General features: G+C 64.2%; 15 protein-coding genes. 6 read left to right on the top strand and 9 right to left on the bottom strand.

Features of this window, described 5'->3' with window-relative positions; all coding sequences use genetic code 11:
* Positions 1-42: 42 nt before the first annotated feature.
* Positions 43-639, bottom strand: coding sequence for a YigZ family protein (locus tag VME63_RS01720; RefSeq protein ID WP_325429617.1), 597 nt, complete (start codon positions 637-639; stop codon positions 43-45).
* A gap of 80 nt (positions 640-719) precedes the next feature.
* Between VME63_RS01720 and VME63_RS01715 the strand changes: the two genes are divergently transcribed.
* Positions 720-1,478, top strand: a complete 759-nt coding sequence (locus VME63_RS01715; protein WP_325429615.1) for a YdcF family protein — start codon at positions 720-722, stop codon at positions 1,476-1,478.
* 53 nt (positions 1,479-1,531) lie between these two features.
* On the opposite strand, the gene VME63_RS01710 is transcribed toward VME63_RS01715, so the two are convergent.
* Positions 1,532-2,593 (bottom strand): NAD(P)-dependent alcohol dehydrogenase, encoded by a 1,062-nt coding sequence (locus tag VME63_RS01710; protein WP_325429613.1) that lies wholly within the window; start codon positions 2,591-2,593, stop codon positions 1,532-1,534.
* Positions 2,594-2,770: 177 nt separating this feature from the next.
* Between VME63_RS01710 and VME63_RS01705 the strand changes: the two genes are divergently transcribed.
* On the top strand, positions 2,771-3,724 hold the full coding sequence (locus VME63_RS01705; RefSeq protein ID WP_325429611.1) for an AraC family transcriptional regulator: 954 nt from the start codon (positions 2,771-2,773) through the stop codon (positions 3,722-3,724).
* Positions 3,725-3,773: 49 nt separating this feature from the next.
* Here the strand turns inward: VME63_RS01705 and VME63_RS01700 are convergent, their stop codons facing one another.
* From VME63_RS01700 to VME63_RS01685, 4 genes are all read right to left on the bottom strand, one after another.
* Positions 3,774-5,204 (bottom strand): aldehyde dehydrogenase family protein, encoded by a 1,431-nt coding sequence (locus tag VME63_RS01700; RefSeq protein ID WP_325429609.1) that lies wholly within the window; start codon positions 5,202-5,204, stop codon positions 3,774-3,776.
* 15 nt (positions 5,205-5,219) lie between these two features.
* The gene (locus VME63_RS01695; RefSeq protein WP_325429607.1) at positions 5,220-6,863 is read right to left on the bottom strand and encodes an acetolactate synthase large subunit; all 1,644 of its coding nucleotides are present in this window, start codon (positions 6,861-6,863) and stop codon (positions 5,220-5,222) included.
* Positions 6,864-6,959: 96 nt separating this feature from the next.
* Positions 6,960-8,327 (bottom strand): exodeoxyribonuclease VII large subunit, encoded by a 1,368-nt coding sequence (xseA, locus tag VME63_RS01690; RefSeq protein ID WP_325429605.1) that lies wholly within the window; start codon positions 8,325-8,327, stop codon positions 6,960-6,962.
* 120 nt (positions 8,328-8,447) lie between these two features.
* A complete protein-coding gene (locus VME63_RS01685; RefSeq protein WP_325429603.1) occupies positions 8,448-9,893 on the bottom strand; it encodes a phospholipase D-like domain-containing protein in 1,446 nt (481 codons plus the stop codon).
* Positions 9,894-9,994: 101 nt separating this feature from the next.
* Here VME63_RS01685 and VME63_RS01680 point away from each other — a divergent pair, with 101 nt between their 5' ends.
* Together VME63_RS01680 and VME63_RS01675 are read left to right on the top strand one after the other, a co-directional pair.
* Positions 9,995-11,935 carry an acetyl-CoA hydrolase/transferase C-terminal domain-containing protein gene (locus tag VME63_RS01680; protein WP_325429601.1) on the top strand — a complete coding sequence of 647 codons (1,941 nt, stop codon included), beginning with the start codon at positions 9,995-9,997 and terminating at the stop codon, positions 11,933-11,935.
* Positions 11,936-12,139: 204 nt separating this feature from the next.
* The gene (locus VME63_RS01675) at positions 12,140-12,952 is read left to right on the top strand and encodes an HD-GYP domain-containing protein (protein ID WP_325429599.1); all 813 of its coding nucleotides are present in this window, start codon (positions 12,140-12,142) and stop codon (positions 12,950-12,952) included.
* Here VME63_RS01675 and aat read toward each other — a convergent pair.
* From aat to trxB, 3 genes are all read right to left on the bottom strand, one after another.
* Complete coding sequence (aat, locus tag VME63_RS01670; RefSeq protein ID WP_325429597.1) at positions 12,936-13,685, bottom strand: leucyl/phenylalanyl-tRNA--protein transferase; 750 nt, start codon at positions 13,683-13,685, stop codon at positions 12,936-12,938. The two genes, VME63_RS01675 and aat, sit on opposite strands and share 17 nt — an antisense overlap.
* Positions 13,682-14,818, bottom strand: coding sequence for a GNAT family N-acetyltransferase (locus VME63_RS01665; RefSeq protein ID WP_325429595.1), 1,137 nt, complete (start codon positions 14,816-14,818; stop codon positions 13,682-13,684). Before VME63_RS01665 ends, aat begins: the two co-directional genes overlap by 4 nt.
* Positions 14,819-14,880: 62 nt before the next feature.
* Positions 14,881-15,843: a thioredoxin-disulfide reductase gene (trxB, locus tag VME63_RS01660; protein ID WP_325429593.1), complete on the bottom strand. Its 963-nt coding sequence runs from the start codon at positions 15,841-15,843 to the stop codon at positions 14,881-14,883.
* Between the two features lie 359 nt (positions 15,844-16,202).
* On the opposite strand from trxB, the gene VME63_RS01655 reads away from it, so the two are divergent.
* Both VME63_RS01655 and lolA read left to right on the top strand, forming a co-directional pair.
* A complete protein-coding gene (locus VME63_RS01655; RefSeq protein ID WP_325429591.1) occupies positions 16,203-18,530 on the top strand; it encodes a DNA translocase FtsK in 2,328 nt (775 codons plus the stop codon).
* Between the two features lie 136 nt (positions 18,531-18,666).
* Positions 18,667-19,329 (top strand): outer membrane lipoprotein chaperone LolA, encoded by a 663-nt coding sequence (gene lolA, locus VME63_RS01650; RefSeq protein ID WP_325429589.1) that lies wholly within the window; start codon positions 18,667-18,669, stop codon positions 19,327-19,329.
* Positions 19,330-19,337: the final 8 nt, after the last annotated feature.

Here is a 19,337-nt window from a genome sequence, read left to right as displayed (position 1 = left end):
CAAGGGGCTGGCGGCGGGGTCAGGATAGCCATGGCGGACAATTCATTCCAAGGCGTAGGCGTCGCTGCGGCCACGGTTGATGTCGCTGATGCGCAGCTTAGCTTCGCTGACCCGCTCCTGCGGCAGGCGCAGATGCAGGGTGACGCCCGATACGTCGAACAGCTCCTGTTCGATCTGCGCACCGAGTTCTTTCAGGCGTGCCTTCATGCGCGCGAGATCGGCGAATTGGCAATGCACGCCCAGTCGCGCCATCGCCACGATGGGCACGCGCTCGGCGAGCCGCAGGCATTCGGCAGCCGTCCCGCCATACGCACGCGCCAGGCCGCCAGCGCCGAGTTTGATGCCGCCGTACCAGCGCGTTACCACCACCACGACGCGGTCGATACCCTGGCCTTCGATGGCTTGCAGGATCGGCCGTCCGGCGGTGCCGCCGGGTTCGCCGTCATCGTTGAAACGGTAATCCTGGCCGATGCGGTAAGCCCAGCAGTTATGCGTCGCCGCCGGGTCGCTCACCTGCTGCACGCAGGCCAATGCCTGCTGCGGTGTTTCGACCGGAGCGGCCTGGGCCAGGAAGCGGCTCTTGCGGATGTCTTCACTATGCCGGCAGGCCGCCACAAGCGAGTGCAACGGGAGGTTCATGTCGTGCTGGTACACAAGCCAGGTTCTGGGAGACCTATTGTCGCTTGCGTTAGGCTTCACAGGTTAACGGGGGTATACGCATGATCCTTTTGCTGTTGGTACTGTGCTTGGCCGGCTACGCTCTTGGCCGCCTGCGTTGGCGGCGTTGCCGGTGGTTTTTGTATGGATTGGCGTTGGTGCTGTTCCTGTCGGCGGGATGCGGTCCGTTGCCGGCGTGCTTGCTGGATCATCTGCAGGCGCCGTACGCCAAGCGGCCTGACATTGCCTGGGCGTCGCGCAACGCCATCGTGCTGCTGGGCGCGGGTACGACGCGCGTGGTGGAAGGTGGGTCGGTTGAGCCTACCTTGTTCGCCAATGGCCGCATGCTGGAAGCCTATGCGCTTTACCACGCCTGCAAGCAAAGCGGCGGCGACTGCAAAATCGTGGTGAGCGGCGGCGATGCTTATCGCAACGGCGTGTCCGAGGCGGCCTCCTACGCCAAGGTCCTGCAGCGGTTGGGTGCCGACGGCGCCGACATCCAACTGGATGCGCGCAGCATGAACACCTGGCAGAACGCCCAATTCGTGCGTCCCTTGATCGATGCTTATGCGCCGCAGCGGCTGGTGCTGGTGACCTCCGCGACGCACCTCGATCGCGCACTGATTTTCTTCGCGCATTTCGGCATGCACCCCATACCCGTACGCGGCGACTACGTGGATATCCGGCCAACCTGGATCCCCAATAGCCTGAACCTGGTGCTGACGGATCTGGCGCTGCACGAATACATGGGGCTGGCTACGTATCACGTGTACGACGCGATGGGATGGAACGCGCCGCCCAGCCGCAACGGGGCGCCTTGACCCGTTGCCGGGGTGACCGGATGCACTTTGGCGCATCCGGTCCGCAAGAGCCCTCAGGCGGCGTTTTTCAGCGAAGCCAGATCGATCACGAAGCGGTAGCGCACGTCGCTCTTGAGCATGCGCGCGTAAGCCTCGTTGATGTCCTGCATGTCGATCATTTCAACATCGGCGCTGATACCGTGCTGCGCGCAGAAATCGAGCATCTCCTGCGTTTCGGCAATACCGCCGATCAACGAGCCGGCCATCGAGCGGCGGCCGAAAATCAGCGCACCGGAGTGCACCGTCGGCTCGATCGGTTCGACCAGGCCCACCAGCACGTGCACGCCGTTCAATTTCAGCGTGGCAAGGTAAGGTCCAAGGTCGTGCGGATGAGGCACCGTGTCGAGGATGAAGTCGAAGTGGCTGGCTACCGCTTCCATCTGCTTGGGATCGGTGGAAAGCACCACGTGATCGGCGCCGAGGCGGCGCGCTTCCTCTTCCTTGCCGGGCGAGCGGGTGAACAGGGTGACGTCCGCGCCCATCGCCTTGGCGAATTTCAGGCCCATGTGGCCCAATCCGCCCAGGCCGACCACGGCCACTTTGTGGTCCTTGCCGATTTTCCAATGGCGCAACGGCGACCAGGTAGTGATGCCCGCGCACAGCAATGGCGCGGCGGATTTCGCATCGAGGCCGCTGGGCACGCGCAGCACGAACTTGTCTGACACCACGATGCGCTCCGAATAGCCGCCGTAGGTACGCTGCTTGTCGTGACGGTCGGTGCTGTTGTAGGTGAAGGTGGGAAATTCCTTGCAGTACTGCTCCAGGCCCTGGGCGCAGGCATCGCAGTGCCGGCAGGAATCGACCATGCAGCCGACGCCCACCATGTCGCCGGGCTTGAAGCCGGTGACCTTGGCGCCGATCGCGGCCACGCGGCCGATGATTTCGTGGCCGGGCACCAGCGGATAGTGGGTGCCACCCCATTCGTTGCGGGCCTGGTGCAGGTCCGAATGGCAGACGCCGCAATACAGGATGTCGATCACTACGTCATCCGCGCGCGGGTCGCGCCGCTCGAACTGGAACGGGGCCATGGGGGAGGTGGCCGATTGAGCAGCGTAGCCGCGGATGCTGACGGGCATGTTGATCTCCAGGAAGCGGGGGGGAAGCCAATGACTGACAAGTATGCGCAGCAGGCTCGCGAGCATGTAGCCGGATCCTGCGAAATGCTTGCCCGATCCTGCAAAGTCAGATTCAGGCTCTCGCCTTGGCTCGCAGGAACAGGCAAGCTTGGCGAGTCTCATTTTGGTGTCTTTCCCATGAATACATGGCCACAGCCCACCATGCCGCTCTCGCGCCTGGAGCTTGATCGCGAGGAATTGACAGTTCTCGTTGAACAATACACGCAGTTTGAGGGGGTTGTTGCCACCGCGTGGCCGGCATTGTCGTTCTTCCGCGCCGACACCCCCAACGATCGCAGCTGCGTGATGTACGAGCCCTGCCTGGGGCTGCTGTTGCAAGGAAGCAAGCACATTCTGTTCGGGGACGAGCGCTTCGAACAGGAAAACGGGCACTACCTGATCAATTCCATCGACGTGCCGGTGTCCGCGCAGGTGATGCGCGCCTCGCCCGATGAGCCCTGCCTGTGCATCACGCTGCGGCTGGATCCGGTCCGTATCGGCGAATGGTTGTCCGAGGTGAAATTGCCCAAGCCGGCGGCGGCGACGGCGCGTGGCTTTGCGCTGAGCGCGCTCAACACCGATCTGCTCGATCCGCTGCTGCGCCTGGTGCGGCTGCTCGATCAGCCGCGCGACCTGCCGCTGCTGGCGCCGCTGATCGAGCGCGAGCTGATCTACCGCCTGCTCACCGGCGAGCAGGGTGCGCGCCTGGCGCAGATCGCGGTGGTGGGCGGGCAGGGGCAGCAGATTGCGCGCGCCATCCAATGGCTCAAGCAGCATTACAACAAGCCGCTGCGCATCAGCGACCTGGCCAGCATGGTGAACATGAGCGCCTCGTCATTGCACCATCACTTTCGCGAAATCACCGCCATGAGCCCGCTGCAGTATCAAAAGCAACTGCGCTTGCATGAGGCGCGGCGCTTGCTGTTGACCGAAGGCTGCGACGTGGCCACCGCCGCGCATCGTGTCGGCTACGAAAGCCCTTCCCAATTCAGTCGCGAATACAGCCGCCAGCACGGCGCGCCGCCGCTGCGCGATGTAAATCGGTTGCGTCAGGTTGCCGGTGATGCCGGCAATCCTGTCGATGTGCATTAGGGCCTTTTCACACTATTGGCGTGGACCACGTCAATAGTATGGAAAGACCCTAAACCTCGCGCATCACCATCAAGCGGATTTCGGTCATGTCCTCGATCGCATAGCGCACACCTTCGCGACCAATGCCCGAAAGCTTCACGCCCCCGTAGGGCATGTTGTCCACGCGGAAGCTGGGCACGTCGTTGACCACCACGCCGCCCTGTTCCAGTTCGTTCCAGGCGCGCATGGCGTGGTCCAGGCTGTCGGTGAAGATGCCGGCCTGCAGGCCGAAATCGGAGTCGTTGACCATGGCGATCGCGTCGCCGATGCGCTTGAAGGGCGCCATCAGCGCGAAAGGTCCGAAGGCTTCCATGCGATTGACCTTGGCATCGCCGGGTACGTTTTCCATCAAGGTCGCTTCGAGCATGTTGCCCTTGCGTTTGCCGCCGCACAGGATTTTTCCGCCGGCTTTTTGTGCTTCGTCGATCCAGCCTTGCAGGCGTTGCGCAGCCGCTTCGTCGATCATGGGACCGAGGAAGACGTCTTTTTTCCTGGGGTCGCCGGCTTTGAGTTTCTTCACCGCATCGACCAGGCGCTTCTTCAGCTCGTCGTACAGGGATTCGTGCGCGTAAATGCGCTGCACGCTGATGCAGCTCTGGCCCGATTGGTAGAACGCGCCGAAGATCAGCCGGTCGATCACTTTGTCCAGCCGCGATTTTTGGTCGCCGTCGACGATGCAGGCGGCATTGCCGCCCAGTTCCAGCGTCACTTTCTTGTGGCCGGCCCGGGCTTTGAGGTCCCAGCCGATTTGTCCGCCGGTAAACGAAAGCAGCTTCAGGCGTGGATCTTCCACCAGCGGTCCGGCGCTCTTGCCGTCCAGGGTAAGCACGGAGAATGCGCCTTTGGGCAAATCCGTTTCGGCCAGGATCTGGCCCATGATCAAGGCGCCGATCGGTGTTTTCTCGGACGGCTTGAGCACGAAGGGGCAGCCCGCCGCAATTGCCGGGGCGACCTTGTGCGCGACAAGATTCAAGGGAAAGTTGAATGGCGTAATGAACGACACCGGCCCCACCGGCACGCGCCTGGTGTAGCCGTGATAGCCGTCCAGCCGCGACGCTAGTTGCAGGTTCAGGGTTTCGCCGTTCAAGCGCACCGCTTCTTCGGCGGCGATGCGGAAGGTTTCAATCAGGCGGGTCACTTCGCCGGCGGAATCCTTGATCGGCTTGCCCGCTTCGATACACAGCGCCAGCGCGAGTTCGTCCTTGCGCTCCTCGAAGCGTTTGGCGCAATGCTGCAGCACGGCCTGGCGCGCCCAGGGGCGGAAATCCCTCATCGGGGCGGCTGCCTTGACCGCCGCCTTGATCGCTTTTTCGGTGGCGCCCGCATCGGGCACCGCCACGCGCGTGGCGACCTTGCCGCTGAATTTATCCAAGACGTCCATCATCGTCTTGGAAGTTTGCGCCTGGTTGGCCAGGTAGTAGGGGTAGGTTTTGTCCAGCACGGTCACTCCCGAAAATCAGACGGCTGCGCTGAGTCGACGGATTTCTTCGTCGAGTATGCGATGGTTGTCGGAGTAGTCGATGGCAAGGTCGATCAGGTGCACGCCGCCTTCCTCGAAGGCGCGCTTGAGCGTGGGAAGAAACTCCCCGGCATGTTCGGGGCGATGGCCCTGCGCACCATGCGCCTGGGCAAAGCGGACGAAATCGGGGTTGCCAAACTGCATGCCGTAGTCGGCGTAACCCATCTCGGCCTGCTTCCAGCGGATCATGCCGTAGGCATCGTCGCGCAGCAGCAGGATCACCAGGTCCATTTTCAGGCGTACCGCCGTTTCCAGCTCCTGCGCGTTCATCATGAAGCCGCCGTCGCCGCAGATCGCCAGCACCTTGCGATCCGGATACACCATTTTCGCCCCCATCGCCGAGGGCAGGCCGGCGCCCATGGTGGCCAGCGCGTTGTCCAGCAGCACGGTATTGGGCTGGCGCGCCTTGTAGTAGCGCGCGTACCACAGTTTGTACATGCCGTTGTCCAGGCACAGGATGCCGTCGTCGGGCATGTATTTGCGGGTGTCGTCCACGATGCGTACCGGATGCATGGGGAAACGCGCATCGTCCGCATACAGGCCCAGCTGTGCGTGAAAGGCTTGGCGCACCTTGTCGAAATACGTGAAGTCCCAATGCGGTTGGGCGGCAAGTGCATCGGTCAGGCGCTCGATGGTGTGGGCGATGTCGCCCACTACTTCGATCTGCGGGAAATACACCGAATCCACTTCGGCAGAGGAGAAGTTGATGTGGATTACCGTGCGGCGGCCGCGATGCATGAAGAAGGGCGGCTTTTCCACCACGTCGTGGCCGGCGTTGATGATCACGTCGGCCGCGTCGATCGCGCGATGCACGAAGTCGCCGTCGGACAGCGCGGCGTTGCCCAGCCATAGCGGATGTTCTTCGTCGATTACGCCCTTGCCCATCTGGGTGGTGAAGAAGGGAATGCCAAGCTTGTCCACGAATGCGCGCAACGCCACGGCGGTGCGCTGGCGATTGGCGGCGGCGCCGATCATCAGGATCGGGTGCTTGGCGTTGCTGATCGCCTCGGCGGCCTGTATCAGCGCGGCATCGTCGGGCGACGGGCGGCGGGCGTATTCAGTGGGCAGCAGGATCACCTCTTCGACCTCGTCGCGGGCGATGTCCTCGGGCAATTCCAGGTGCACGGCGCCGGGGCGTTCTTCCTCGGCGCGCCGGAACGCCTCGCGCACGCGGGCTGGAATGGTCGCGGCGGAAACCACCTGCCGGGTGTATTTGGTCAGCGGCTGCATCATGTCCACGACGTCGACCAGTTGAAACAAACCCTGCTTGTGCGTGCGGATAGGTTTCTGACCGGTGATCATCAGCATGGGCATGGCGCCGAGCTGCGCGTAGGCGGCGGCGGTGACCAGGTTGGTCGCGCCAGGGCCCAGGGTGGACAGCGCAACGCCGGCTTCGCCGGTCAGCCGCCCCCATGTGGCCGCCATGAAGCCGGCGGCTTGTTCGTGGCGGGTGACGATCAGCCGGATCGACGAATCGCGTAGAGCTTCGACGACATCCAGGTTTTCCTCACCCGGCACGCCGAAGATGCTGCGCACGCCTTCGGCTTCCAGCGCTTTCACGAACACGGTTGCGCCTTTCATGCATCGCCTCCAAGGGGGAGAGATAAGCGAATGCCAGTTGTACAACAATACTCGATTCGTGCGCAGAAACGTTCAATTCGTGTGAGGAATCGAAGCTCAGTCCTCGCCCACCTGCAACGGCAGTTCGCCGTCCGCCAGCCGCGCGCGCAGCGACGTGCCGGCGGCGACATGCTGGGCCGAGCGCAGCACCTTGCCTTGTGCGTCGAACAGGATCGCGTAGCCGCGTTCCAACGTTGCCAGCGGGCTTACCGCATGCAGGGCGCGCGCGCTTTGCTGCAGCATAAGGCGATCGCGTTCAAGCTTGTGCTCCATCGTACGGTGCAATTGCGCAACGTACTGATCCAGTTGCTGACGCCACAGCACCAGCCGCTGCCGCGGATGCTGCGCCAGCAGGCGTGCGTGCACGCGCTCCAGGCGCAGCTTTGCTTGCGTGGATTGCGATACCCGCGCGCCGAGCAAGTGGCGATGCAGCTGCTTGAGACGTTCGCGGTCGCGCGCCAGCCGCGCCTGCGGACGCTGCGATTGCAGGCGCGCCAGCAGATGGTCGATGCGTTGGATGTGCGCCTGCAGCCGGCGTTCCTGCAGTGCCACGAGGCGCCGCTGCAGCTGATCCAGATGACGCCGCAGGGCAAGCGTATCGGGGACCAGCAATTCCGCCGCCGCAGACGGCGTGGGTGCGCGCAGGTCGGCGACGAAGTCGGCGATGCTGAAGTCGATCTCGTGCCCGACCGCGCTGACCACGGGCACCGGGCAGGCGTGGATGGCCCGTGCCACCTGTTCGTCGTTGAAGGCCCAGAGGTCTTCCAGCGAACCGCCGCCGCGCGTAAGCAGCAGTACGTCGTAGCGTTGCGACAGGGCGGCCTTGCGCAGCATCGACACGATCGCCGGCGGCGCCTCGCGCCCCTGCACGGGCACCGGCAGCACGTCTACTTCCACCATCGGCCAGCGACGTGCCAGCACGCTCAGCACATCGCGAATGGCCGCGCCGGTGGCCGATGTGATCACGCCGATGCGCTGCGCAAAACGCGGCAGCGCGCGCTTGCGTTCGGCGGCGAACAGGCCTTCGGCGTCGAGCTGCGCTTTCAGTCGTTCGAACTCGCGTTGCAGCGCGCCTTCGCCCGCGGGCTCCATGTGTTCGGCGACCAGCTGGAACTCACCGCGCGGTTCGTACAAACCCACGCGCGCGCGGATCAACACGTGCATGCCATCGGCCGGCTTGAAGCGCAGCCACTGCGGCTTGGGCTTGAACATGGCGCAGCGCACCTGCGCCGCGCTGTCCTTGAGGGTGAAATACAGATGCCCGGACGCGGGCCGCGCGACATTGGAAAGCTCGCCTTCGATCCACACCAGCGGCAACGCGTCTTCCAGCAGTCCGCGCACCAAACGATTGAGGGTGCTGGGTGTAAGGATGTGCCGGGGGGGCTGGCCGCCGGCACCGTCGCTGGGATCGTTTAGCACGTGCATGGAGGCGGGAGACTAGCACGAATGGTTTGGAGAACATCCCATTGCCGGGCTATGCGCAGGTCGTTTCTGCATGCTTTTGCGTAAACCCATGATTTATGGATTTTTTATGGCAAAAGGCGCTCAGTCGGACTCGTCGATGCTGCCGATTCGCTGCTGTTTGCGCTGGCGCAACTGCCAGGCACGGATACCGGCGTTGAGTGCGGACCATGCCGCCAGTCCACCGACCGGCCAGCTGATCACTGCTGGCCACAGGATGGCGACGACAGCGAGCGCAGCGAGCAGCAGGGCGGTGCCGGCGAGCATGCCGGTTTCGGTGTCGCCCAGCACGCGCCGTTCGGCCAGGGCTGCGCCCATCGAGTTGGCGATACGCAAAGCGCCTGCCGCCGCCCGGCTGGAGCTGCCGCCCATGTGCCGGGGCTGTGGACGCGCCTGGCTGCTGCGCACCTTTTCCCCGCGCCGATAGCGCCGCGGGGCCAGCACAATCTCGGTGGCGTTGGCCAGGTCCTGCTCATATTGCGCGGCCAGCTGCGCGGCGAAACCGGCGTCCTCAATGGCCACGTCGATCTCGCGGTTGTTCAGCCAACTGGCCAGATTGAGATTGGACGAGCCCACCCGCGCCCATTGGCCATCTGCCACGGCGGTCTTGGCATGCAGCATCGAGCCGTTCCATTCGAATATGCGAATGCCGGCTTTCAGCAGCGGCCGGTAACCTGAGCGCGACATGCCGGCGACCAGCGGAATATCGCTGGTGCCCGGCACCAGCAGCCGCACGTCGACGCCGTCGCGCGCCGCGGCGGAAAGGGCCTGCACGTAAGGCGCGACCCCCACGAAATAAGCGTCGGTCAACCACAGGCTGCGCCGCGCCATGGCGGCAATCATTTGATCGAGCCGATACATGCCGGCGGTGGCCGGCTGGGTGGCAATCACCCGTAGTGACATGGAGCCGGCTTCGGCCGGCTGGGGTGCCGGCGGCAACGGCAACGGCGTTGCCCCCGTTGCCGTCCAGCTATTGATGAAGGCCGCCTCCAGTTCCGCCACCGCCGGGCCGCGCAAGGCCACGCCGGTGTCGCGCCACGGCGCCACCCGGCGCGCCGCGTCGCCGAGCCATTTCGCGCTGATGCATACGCCGGATAGAAAACCCAGCTGGCCATCGATCACCAGTTGCTTGCGGTGGTCGCGGCTCATCCATCCCAGCGAGTGGCCCAGGCGCGGTGGATTGAACACCTGCACCAGGCCGCCGGCTTCGCGCAGGGGCGTCCAGAACGAGGCACCCGACTGCCCCAGGCACCCCATCCAGTCGACGATCACGGCAACTAGCACCCCTTCGCGTGCGCGTTCGACCAGCGCGTCGCGAAAGGCCTGGCCGACCTTGTCGTTGCGGATGATGTAGTTCTCCAGCAATACGCATCGGCGCGCGTTGCCGATCGCGGCAAGCCACGCGGTGTAATGGGCTTGCGCATCGATCAGCAGTTCCACGGCATTGCCGCCGAGCAGGGGCGCGCCGGCAGCGCGGCTCAACGCCTGTTCGGCCAGCAGCCGGTTCGGCGTGGGCGGTGAGGTGATCATGCAGTGAGTATATCGATGGAATTTTTATCAGCCGGTGATGCCACGAACCGTGCGCGGGCAGGGGTGTGCCCAGGTGCGCGCTGTTCTGGCATGATCGGCCCATGTTGCCAGAGCAGCGTTTTACGGACACTGACGCCTGTGCGCAGCTGATAGTAGAGCGGCTGGGGGCGGACCTGCGCGTTGCAGCACCGTTGGGCCTGGGCAAGCCGCATGGTTTGCTCAATGCGTTGTACCGGTTGGTGCAGACCGATACCTGGCGATCGATGACGCTCTACACCGCCTTGTCGTTGATGCGTCCGCAACCGAAGCCGGGCCTGGAAGCGCGTTTTCTCAAGCCGTTCCTGGCGCGCCATTTCGGCGAGGATTTCGTCGATTTGCAATACGCCCTCGACCAGGCCAGCGGCAACCTGCCGGCCAACGTGGCCGTCCATGAGTTCTACATGCAGTCGGGTGTTTTGCTCCATTCGCCCAGTGCCCAGCGCAACTACATCAGCCAGAATTACACGCATGTCGCGCGCGACCTGGTGGTGCAGGACATCAATTTGCTGGTCCAACTGGTATCCCGTCATGAAACGCCGGCGGGTGTGCATTACAGCCTGTCGTGCAATCCGGACCTGACGCTGGAATTTCTCGAGCGCGTCAAGGCGGCCGGCAAAGCGCGGCCGCTGTGCGTGGCGGTGGTGCATCCGGCGCTGCCGTACATCGGCGGTCATGCACAGGTACCGGAAAATTTCTTCGACATCGAGTTGACGCCGGTGTCATCTCCACGCCTGTTTGCGATGCCGCGACTGCCGGTCGATGTGGTCGAATACGCACTGGGGTTTCATGCCAGCGCGCTGGTCAGGGATGCCGGCTGTTTGCAGATCGGTATCGGCGCGCTGTCCGATGCGCTGGTCAAAAGTTTGCTGCTTAGGCATCAGGACAACGTCACCTGGCGCAAGGCGCTGGTGGCGCTCGATCCTCGCGGCGCCACGCATGCGCTCGCCACGCGCATGGGTGGCCTGGCCCCGTTCAAGGACGGGCTCTACGGTTGCAGCGAAATGGTGCTGGATGGCTTCATGCACCTGGCCAAGGCCGGCATTCTCAAGCGCCGCAGCTGGGACAATCTCGCGGTGGAGCGCGCCGCCGCCGCAGGCCGTCTTGGCGGCGAGGTGCCAGGCGGGCATTACTTGCGCGGCGCGTTCTTTCTCGGCTCGCGCGAGCTTTACGACTGGCTGGAGGTAACCGCCGGCACCGATCCGGATGCGATCGACATGTGCCGCGTGTCCAACGTCAACCAGCTTTATGGCGATCACCAGGCTTTGGCCATGTTGCAGCGGCGCGGCGCCCGCTTCTTCAACACCTGCATGATGGCCACGCTGATGGGCGCGGCGGTCTCCGACGGGCTGGAAGACGGCCACGTGGTAAGCGGCGTCGGCGGCCAGTACAACTTTGTGGCCATGGCGCACGAGCTGCCCGACGGCCGTTCCGCCCTGATGCTGCGCGCGACGCGTGCAGGCAAGCATGGCATGGAAACCAACGTCCGCTGGAACTATGGCCATACCACCATTCCGCGCCATCTGCGCGATATCGTGATCACCGAATACGGCGTGGCGGATCTTCGCGGCAAGAGCGATAGCGAATGCATCGAGGCCATGCTGTCCATCAGTGACGCGCGCTTTATCGATGCGCTTGCCGCGGAAGCCAAATCGCACGGCAAACTGGCGGCGGATTTCAAGATCCCTGCCGCCTGGCGACTGCATCGCCCGGAAGCGCTGCACGAAGCATTGAGCCCGCTGGTGCGCAAAGGCGTGTTGCCGGCGTTTCCCTTTGGTAGCGACTTCACCGAGGTCGAATTGCGCCTGCTACCCGCGCTCGAATGGCTGAAAGTGTCCGGCGCCAGCTGGAGGGGGCGTTGGCGCTTGCTCAAGGCGTTTGCGCGTCCGGGCGAACCCACGGCGGAAGAGCCTGCCGCGCTCGATCGCATGGGCCTTCAGACAGCCGCCAAACTGGGCGATCGGCTGCAGCGGCGCCTGCTGCAGGCCGCGTTGCGGGGCAAGTGATTGCGTCGAAAATTTGACGCGCTTGGCAAGTCCGCTCACGACGGTGCCGGCAAACCCACGCATAGGGGCCGTTATCACCGCGTATAAGTTGCCTGAAATTTCACATGACATGCGCGATGATCTGCCCATAAGCGCACATCGGGCACCGCCCTGCCGGTGGCAGAATGCTTCCGCAGTAGAAACGCGCCCGGTGGAGGGCAGGTTGTGAACCTAAGCCCGCAGCTACGTACCGCAGGCATCTACGTGCTGGTTTCCGCGGCATGGATCTGGTTTTCCGGTCAATTGCTGGGATCGTTGGTGCACGATCCGCATCGCATCATCGAGTACCTGATTTTTAAGGGTTGGTTCTTCGTGTTTAGCACGGGGCTGCTGATTTACTGGCTGGTCGGCCGCATGGTGCGGCACATGCAGGAGGCCAACCAGCGCCTGCTCGAAGGCCACGAACAGGCGTTGCACGTGCTGGTGGAGGCCATGGATGCCCGGCACAAGGAAACCAGCGATCACTCCGAGCGCGTTGTTCGCATGGCATCGGGGCTTGCGCGACTTGCCGGCGTGCAAGGCGCTGCGCTGCGCGACATCAAGTTTGGCGCCTTGCTGCACGATATCGGCAAGCTGGCGTTGCCCGATGCGATTCTGATCAAGCCGGGCAAATTGGACGAAGACGAAATGCGCCTGATGCGCACGCATCCGCGCATCGGCCACGACATGCTGCAGCGAATCGGTTTTTTGCGCAGCGCCAGCGCCATTCCCTTCAGCCACCACGAACGCTGGGACGGCACCGGCTATCCGCTGGGCCTCAAGGGCGAGGACATACCGCTCGCGGCGCGCATTTTCAGCGTGGTTGACGTATGGGACGCCTTGAGTTTTGCCCGCGTCTACAAGCCGGCGTGGCCGGAACCGGAAGTGCTGGCCTACTTGAAGGATGCCGCGGGCGGGCAGCTTGACCCGAAGCTGGTGCGTCTGTTTCTGGACAACTACGCCGCGTTGAAAACGCTGGCGCTCAATCCGACCACCTGACTTCTTGCGCCTGCAACAAGCGTGCGGCAGGCATGGCGGGCACGCTTTGCCAACGTTGCGCCTCGAACGGCTGCGACCGCAATGTGTCGACTTCGTGCAGGAATACGTGACGCGGCATCTCAACCGCGCCAAGACTCAACAGGTGCCGGTTGCTGACTTGCGCGTCGAGCAAGGGAAAATTCCATTCGCGCAACAGTGTCGCCAGCGCGCAGAGCGCCATTTTCGAGCCGCCGCTGCACGCGCTGAACATCGACTCGCCGCAAAAAAGATGCCCGATGGCCACACCGTAGATACCGCCGACCAGATGTTCGCCGTCCCAGGCCTCCACGCTATGCGCATGGCCCATGGCGTGCAGCGTGCAATACGCATCGATCATCGAAGGGCCGATCCAGGTGCCGGCCTGGCCCGGCCGCGGGGCGGCGCAGGCTTCCACCACTGCTCTGAACGCCCGGTTCACGGTGACGTGCCAGCCGGCATTGGCCAGCGCGCGGCGCAGGCTGCGATGGGGACGCAGCGCCTGGGTATGGAACACGCAGCGCGGATCGGGCGACCACCAAAGAATCGGCTCGCCTTCGTTGTACCAGGGGAAGATGCCGCGCGCGTAGGCCGCCAGCAGACGTTGCGGCGAGAGATCGCCGCCGAAGGCGAGCAGGCCGTTGGGCTCGATCAGCGCCGAGCGCGGGTCGGGGAAGTGTTCCGGGGCGTGTTCGTTCAGCAGCGGCAGGCGAATCATCGTTCGGCGTAGGGCGAATGATCGAGCAACTCTTGGGCGTAAGCGTCCATGCCTTCGCGCTCGTGCGCAAGCGCCCGTCGCACCGCCGAGCGGAAGCCTTCGTGCAACACGTAATGGCGCGAGTGCGTGCGCACCGGCATGAAGCCGCGCGCCAGCTTGTGCTCGCCCTGGGCGCCGGGCTGGAAGTTTTCCAGGCCCTGTGCAATGGCGTACTCGATGCCCTGGTAATAGCACAGCTCGAAATGCAGGTCCGGCAGATCCACGCGCGCCCCCCAATAGCGGCCATACAGCGTGTTCGCGCTGCGCAAAAACAAGGCCATGGCAACGATCTCCTGGCCATCGTAAGCCAGGGCCAATTGCACGGCATCGCCTAACGCGCGGCGCAGATGCTGGAAAAACGCTTCGGTAAGCGCGGCGTGATTGCCTTTGGCATCGAAAGTGGCGGTGTACAGGGCATGCACGTCGCGCCAGGCGCGGGTATCCAGTTCGGTGCCGCCGAACATGCCGATGCGCAAGCCGTGCGCCGCGACACGCTGGCGCTCGTGGCGGATGTTTTTGCGCTTCTTGTGGTTCAACGCGGTGAGAAACGCGTCGAAATCGGCATATCCGCGATTATGCCAGTGGAACTGCACGTCGCTTCGAGCCACCCAGTCATCGTCGAACGCGGCCAGGTCCTGGGGGTCGAGGAAGTTGGCATGGATGGAGGAAAGCTGCAGCCGCTCGGCGTGCTGCTGCATGGCCTGCACCAGCAGCTTCTTCAGCTCGGCGGCGCGAACCGGATCGCGGCCGGCGAGCAGGCGCGTTCCGGGCACCGGGGAATAGGGCACGGCATTGAGCAGCTTGGGGTAGTACTCGCCGCCGGCGCGTTCCCAGGCGCTGGCCCAGCTCCAGTCGAACACGAACTCGCCGTGCGAATTGCCCTTCAGGTACAGCGGCGCCGCGGCGATCAGCGTGCCGTTGCGGTACAGCCCCAGGTGGTGCGCCTGCCAGCCCCAGTCCGCGCGGATGCAGCCGGTGCGTTCGAGCCCGGCGAGGAAGGCGTGCGACAGGAACGGCTGGTCGTCAGGGCACAGCGCGTCCCAATCGGCGCTTGCCAGGTCCTCGATGCTGTCGTGGAAACGTGCTTCGATCACAAGCGCATGATGCCATCAGCCGCGTCGCTCCCGATGGCACGGAAACGACGCGGATGCGGTGCTCAGGCGACCGGCTTGCCTTGTTCCAGCCAGCGTTCGGCATCCAGCGCGGCCATGCAGCCGAAACCGGCGGAGGTCACGGCCTGCCGATAAACGTGATCGGCCACGTCGCCGGCGGCGAATACGCCCGGCACCGAGGTCATCGTGGCCATGCCTTCCAGGCCGCTGCGGATCTTGATGTAGCCGTCGTGCATGTCCAGCTGGCCTTCGAAGATGCCGGTGTTCGGCGTGTGGCCGATCGCCACGAAGAAGCCGGTGGCCTCGATGTCGCGGGTGACGCCGCTGTCGAGGTCCTTCACGCGCACGCCGGTGACGCCGGAATCGTCGCCGAGCACTTCGTCGATAGTGTGGTTCCACACCAGCTCGATCTTGCCGGCGGCGGCTTTTTCAAACAGCTTGTCCTGCATGATCTTCTCGGCGCGCAGCTTGTCGCGGCGGTGGACCAGGTACACCTTGCGCCCGATGTTGGACAGGTACAGGGCTTCTTCCACCGCCGTATTGCCGCCGCCCACGACCACCACGTCCTGCTCGCGGAAGAAGAACCCATCGCAGGTGGCGCAGGCCGATACGCCCTTGCCCTTGTACTGCTCTTCGCTGGGAATGCCCAGGTACTTGGCGGTGGCGCCGGTGGCGATGATCAGCGCATCGCAGGTGTATTCGCCCGAATCGCCTTTCAGGCGGAACGGGCGCTGTTTGAGGTCGGCGGTGTGGATGTGGTCGAACACCATCTGGGTCTCGAAGCGCTCGGCGTGTTCGGCCATGCGCTGCATAAGCTCTGGACCCTGCACGCCCTTCACGTCGCCCGGCCAGTTGTCCACGTCCGTGGTGGTCATCAATTGACCGCCCTGCTGCAGGCCGGTGACCATGGTCGGCTTGAGGTTGGCGCGCGCGGCATACACGGCAGCGGTGTAGCCGGCGGGACCGGAGCCGAGGATCAGCAGGCGGCTGTGTTTGGGGCTGGTCATTGCGTTAATCCTTGGAATTGGCTCATGATTTTTCCGCTATTCGCACGTGGCCCCGGGTTGGTTTCATCCCGGCGGGGCGAGCGATCCGCGAGCCCGCAAGAATGGGGAAGTCTCACCATCTATTCAAGGCACCGGCCGGTGGAACGCCCACCGCCTGCCGGCGCCAACGCCGGTGCTTCCCCGGCGACGTAGGGGGTGTCGGGCGAATGCAACATGCAGGCGACAAAATCATTGGCGATATGGGGGTTTACGCACGCTTTTGAACCTGTACCCTCGCCAGGAGGCCGCCCCTTGTTAAACTGCCCCGCGCAACCCGGCGCGGCCGGGATTCCACGAAAACTGCAAGGAAAACGAATCCGGTGGCGCGTAGCGCGAATGTGAGAAAACAAAAGGAAAAGGTAGGCCTGAGCGAAGAGCTCAAGCGCCGCCTGCGCGAGGCCGGCGCCTTGCTGCTGCTGCCGCTGGCCTTGTACCTGCTGGTCTGCCTGTTCAGCTACGACGTCGCCGACCCGGGCTGGTCGCATGCCGACACCAGCGGGCATGTGCACAACCTCGGCGGCACGGTCGGCGCCTATATCGCCGACCTGCTGCGCTATCTGTTCGGCGGGGTGGCCTATTTCTTCCCGCTGCTGTTGCTGTTTCTCGGCGTGCAAGTGCTGCGCAACCACGGCGCGCGCAGCGTGCAGCCGTGGGAGCCCTCGCTGCGCCTGATCGGCTCGGTGTTTTTCTTCATCACCGCCCCCGGACTGTGCTGGTTGAATTTTCCGGACAGCACGATGGGGCCCGAGGGCGCCGGTGGCGTCCTTGGCCGCGCCGTGGGGCACGGACTGGTGCGTGCGTTCGGCGACAAGGGTGCGCCACTGTTGCTGCTGGCGATCTTCCTGATCGCGGTGACGCTGGCCACGGGCCTGTCCTGGTTCAAGGTGATGGACCTGACCGGGCAGGGCGTGCTCAAGCTGTTGGGCTGGTTCGGCAGCAAGCTGCGCCAAGCGCCGGAGGCGATCGCCGCGCACCAGGCGCGTGCCGAGCGCGAGGTAGTGAAGAAAACCGAGGCGATCAAACAGGCCAGGCGCGAGCCGGTACGCATTGAAGCGGCGCCGGCACCGGTCGTGAAGAGCGAACGCGCACGCGTGGAGACACAGATCCCGTTGTTCGTGGGTGCCGCCCAACCGGGCGAATTGCCGCCGCTGTCGCTGCTCGACGAGGCCCCCGAGCAGGGGCCGGGGTATTCGGAAGAAACGCTGGAAGTGCTCTCGCGCCAGGTGGAGCTTAAGCTCAAGGATTTCCGCATCGAGGCGAAGGTGGTGGGTGTCTATCCGGGCCCGGTGATCACCCGCTTTGAACTGGAACCGGCCGCGGGCGTGCGCGGCAGCCAGGTGTCGAGCCTGGACAAGGACATCGCGCGCGGCCTTTCGGTGGTCAGCGTGCGCGTGGTCGACGTGATTCCGGGCAAAAACGTCATCGGCCTGGAAATTCCCAACGCCAAAAAGCAGATCGTCTATCTCTCGGAAATCCTGCGTTCCGACAAATACGACCAGCAGAAATCGCCGTTGACGCTTGCGCTGGGCAAGGACATCGGCGGCCGCGCGATGGTCGCGGACCTGGCCAAGATGCCGCATCTGCTGGTGGCCGGTACCACCGGCTCGGGCAAGTCCGTGGCGGTGAACGCGATGGTGCTGAGCCTTTTGTACAAGGCCAGCGCGAAAGACGTGCGCATGATCATGATCGACCCGAAGATGTTGGAACTGTCCGTCTACGAGGGCATTCCGCATCTGCTGGCGCCGGTCGTCACCGACATGAAAGAGGCCGCCAACGCGTTGCGCTGGTGCGTGGCTGAAATGGAACGCCGCTACAAGCTGATGGCGGCCGTGGGCGTGCGCAATCTGGCCGGCTTCAACAAAAAGGTGAGGGACGCCGAGAACGCCGGCCAGCCGCTGCTGGATCCGCTGTTTCGGCCCAATCCGGAGATGCCGAACCTGGCGGCCGAACCGCTGGAGCCGTTGCCGTACATCGTCGTGATCATCGACGAATTCGCCGATATGATGATGATCGTCGGCAAGAAGGTCGAAGAGCTCATCGCGCGCCTGGCGCAAAAAGCGCGTGCCGCCGGCGTGCACCTGGTGCTGGCCACGCAACGCCCCTCGGTGGACGTGATCACCGGTTTGATCAAGGCGAACATTCCCACCCGCATCGCGTTCCAGGTATCGAGCAAGATCGACTCCCGAACCATCTTGGACCAGTCCGGTGCCGAAACCCTGCTTGGCCACGGCGACATGCTCTACCTGCCGCCCGGCACCGCCACCCCCGATCGCGTGCACGGCGCCTTCGTGGACGACCACGAGGTGCATAACGTGGTGAACTGGCTCAGGGCGCAGGGCGCGCCGCAATACATCGAAGGCGTGCTGGAAGAAGTGCAGGCCACCAGCGACGGCAAGTTCATCAATGAGTCGGGTCTGCCCCAGGACGGCGAAGAGGGCGGCGACGCGGACGCGCAGTTGTACGACCGCGCCGTGCGCATCGTCACCGAGACGCGGCGCGCATCGATCTCCGGCGTGCAGCGCCACCTGCGCATCGGCTACAACCGCGCCGCGCGCCTGATCGAACAGATGGAGCAGGATGGGGTGGTCAGCGCTCCGCAGCACAACGGCAACCGCGAAGTGCTGGCACCGCCGCCGCCCAAGCATTGACCTTCAAGCACGCCGCGCTTTTGGCCCCCGTGCAAAGCACGGGGAGGCCGGGAGGGGGCAGGCTTTAAAAAACGCATCCGCCATTAAGCATCCCCGCTGCACACTTGGCACATTCCGCCCACCAGGAACAGCACCCATGAAACGCTTCCGCTTCGCCGCCCTCGTCGCTTCGCTCGCCCTGCTGGCGTGCAATCTGGCGCAGGCCGCCGGCCCGGCCCGCACGCGGCTGGATGCCTTCGCCCAAGGGCTGCACGCGATCGCCGGAAACTTCACCCAGACCCTCACCAATGCCGACGGCCAGCCCGGCCAGACCAGCAACGGCACGCTGGTGCTGGAGGCGCCGCGCCAGTTCCGCTGGGATACGCTGGCGCCCTACAAGCAGACCATCGTTGCCGACGGCAGCCGCGTGTGGATGTACGACCCCGATCTGGAACAGGTCACTGTGCGCAAGCAGGACACCGAAGAGGCGCATAGCCCGCTTACCGTGCTGACGGATCTGAAGCAATTGGATAGCGACTTCAATGTCACCGAGCAGGGCGAGCGCGACGGCCTGGTCTGGTTGCGGCTTACCTCCACCTCCAAAGATCCGCAGTTCCAATACGCGGACCTGGGTTTCGATGCCAACGGCCTGGCGCGCATGCAGTTCAAGGATCAGCTCGGTTCGCTGACTGACATCCACTTTTCCAATTGGCAGCGCAATCCGCCGATTCCGCCGCAGGATTTCAATTTCACGCCGCCCAAGGGCGCCGATGTGATCGGCGATCTGCCGGTGATCACCACCCAACCGCTGAAAAACTGATCGCACTG

Source organism: Dyella sp., assembly GCF_035503745.1.
Classification (GTDB): Bacteria; Pseudomonadota; Gammaproteobacteria; order Xanthomonadales; family Rhodanobacteraceae; genus Dyella_B.
This window is presented reverse-complemented; position numbering and strand designations above follow the sequence as displayed.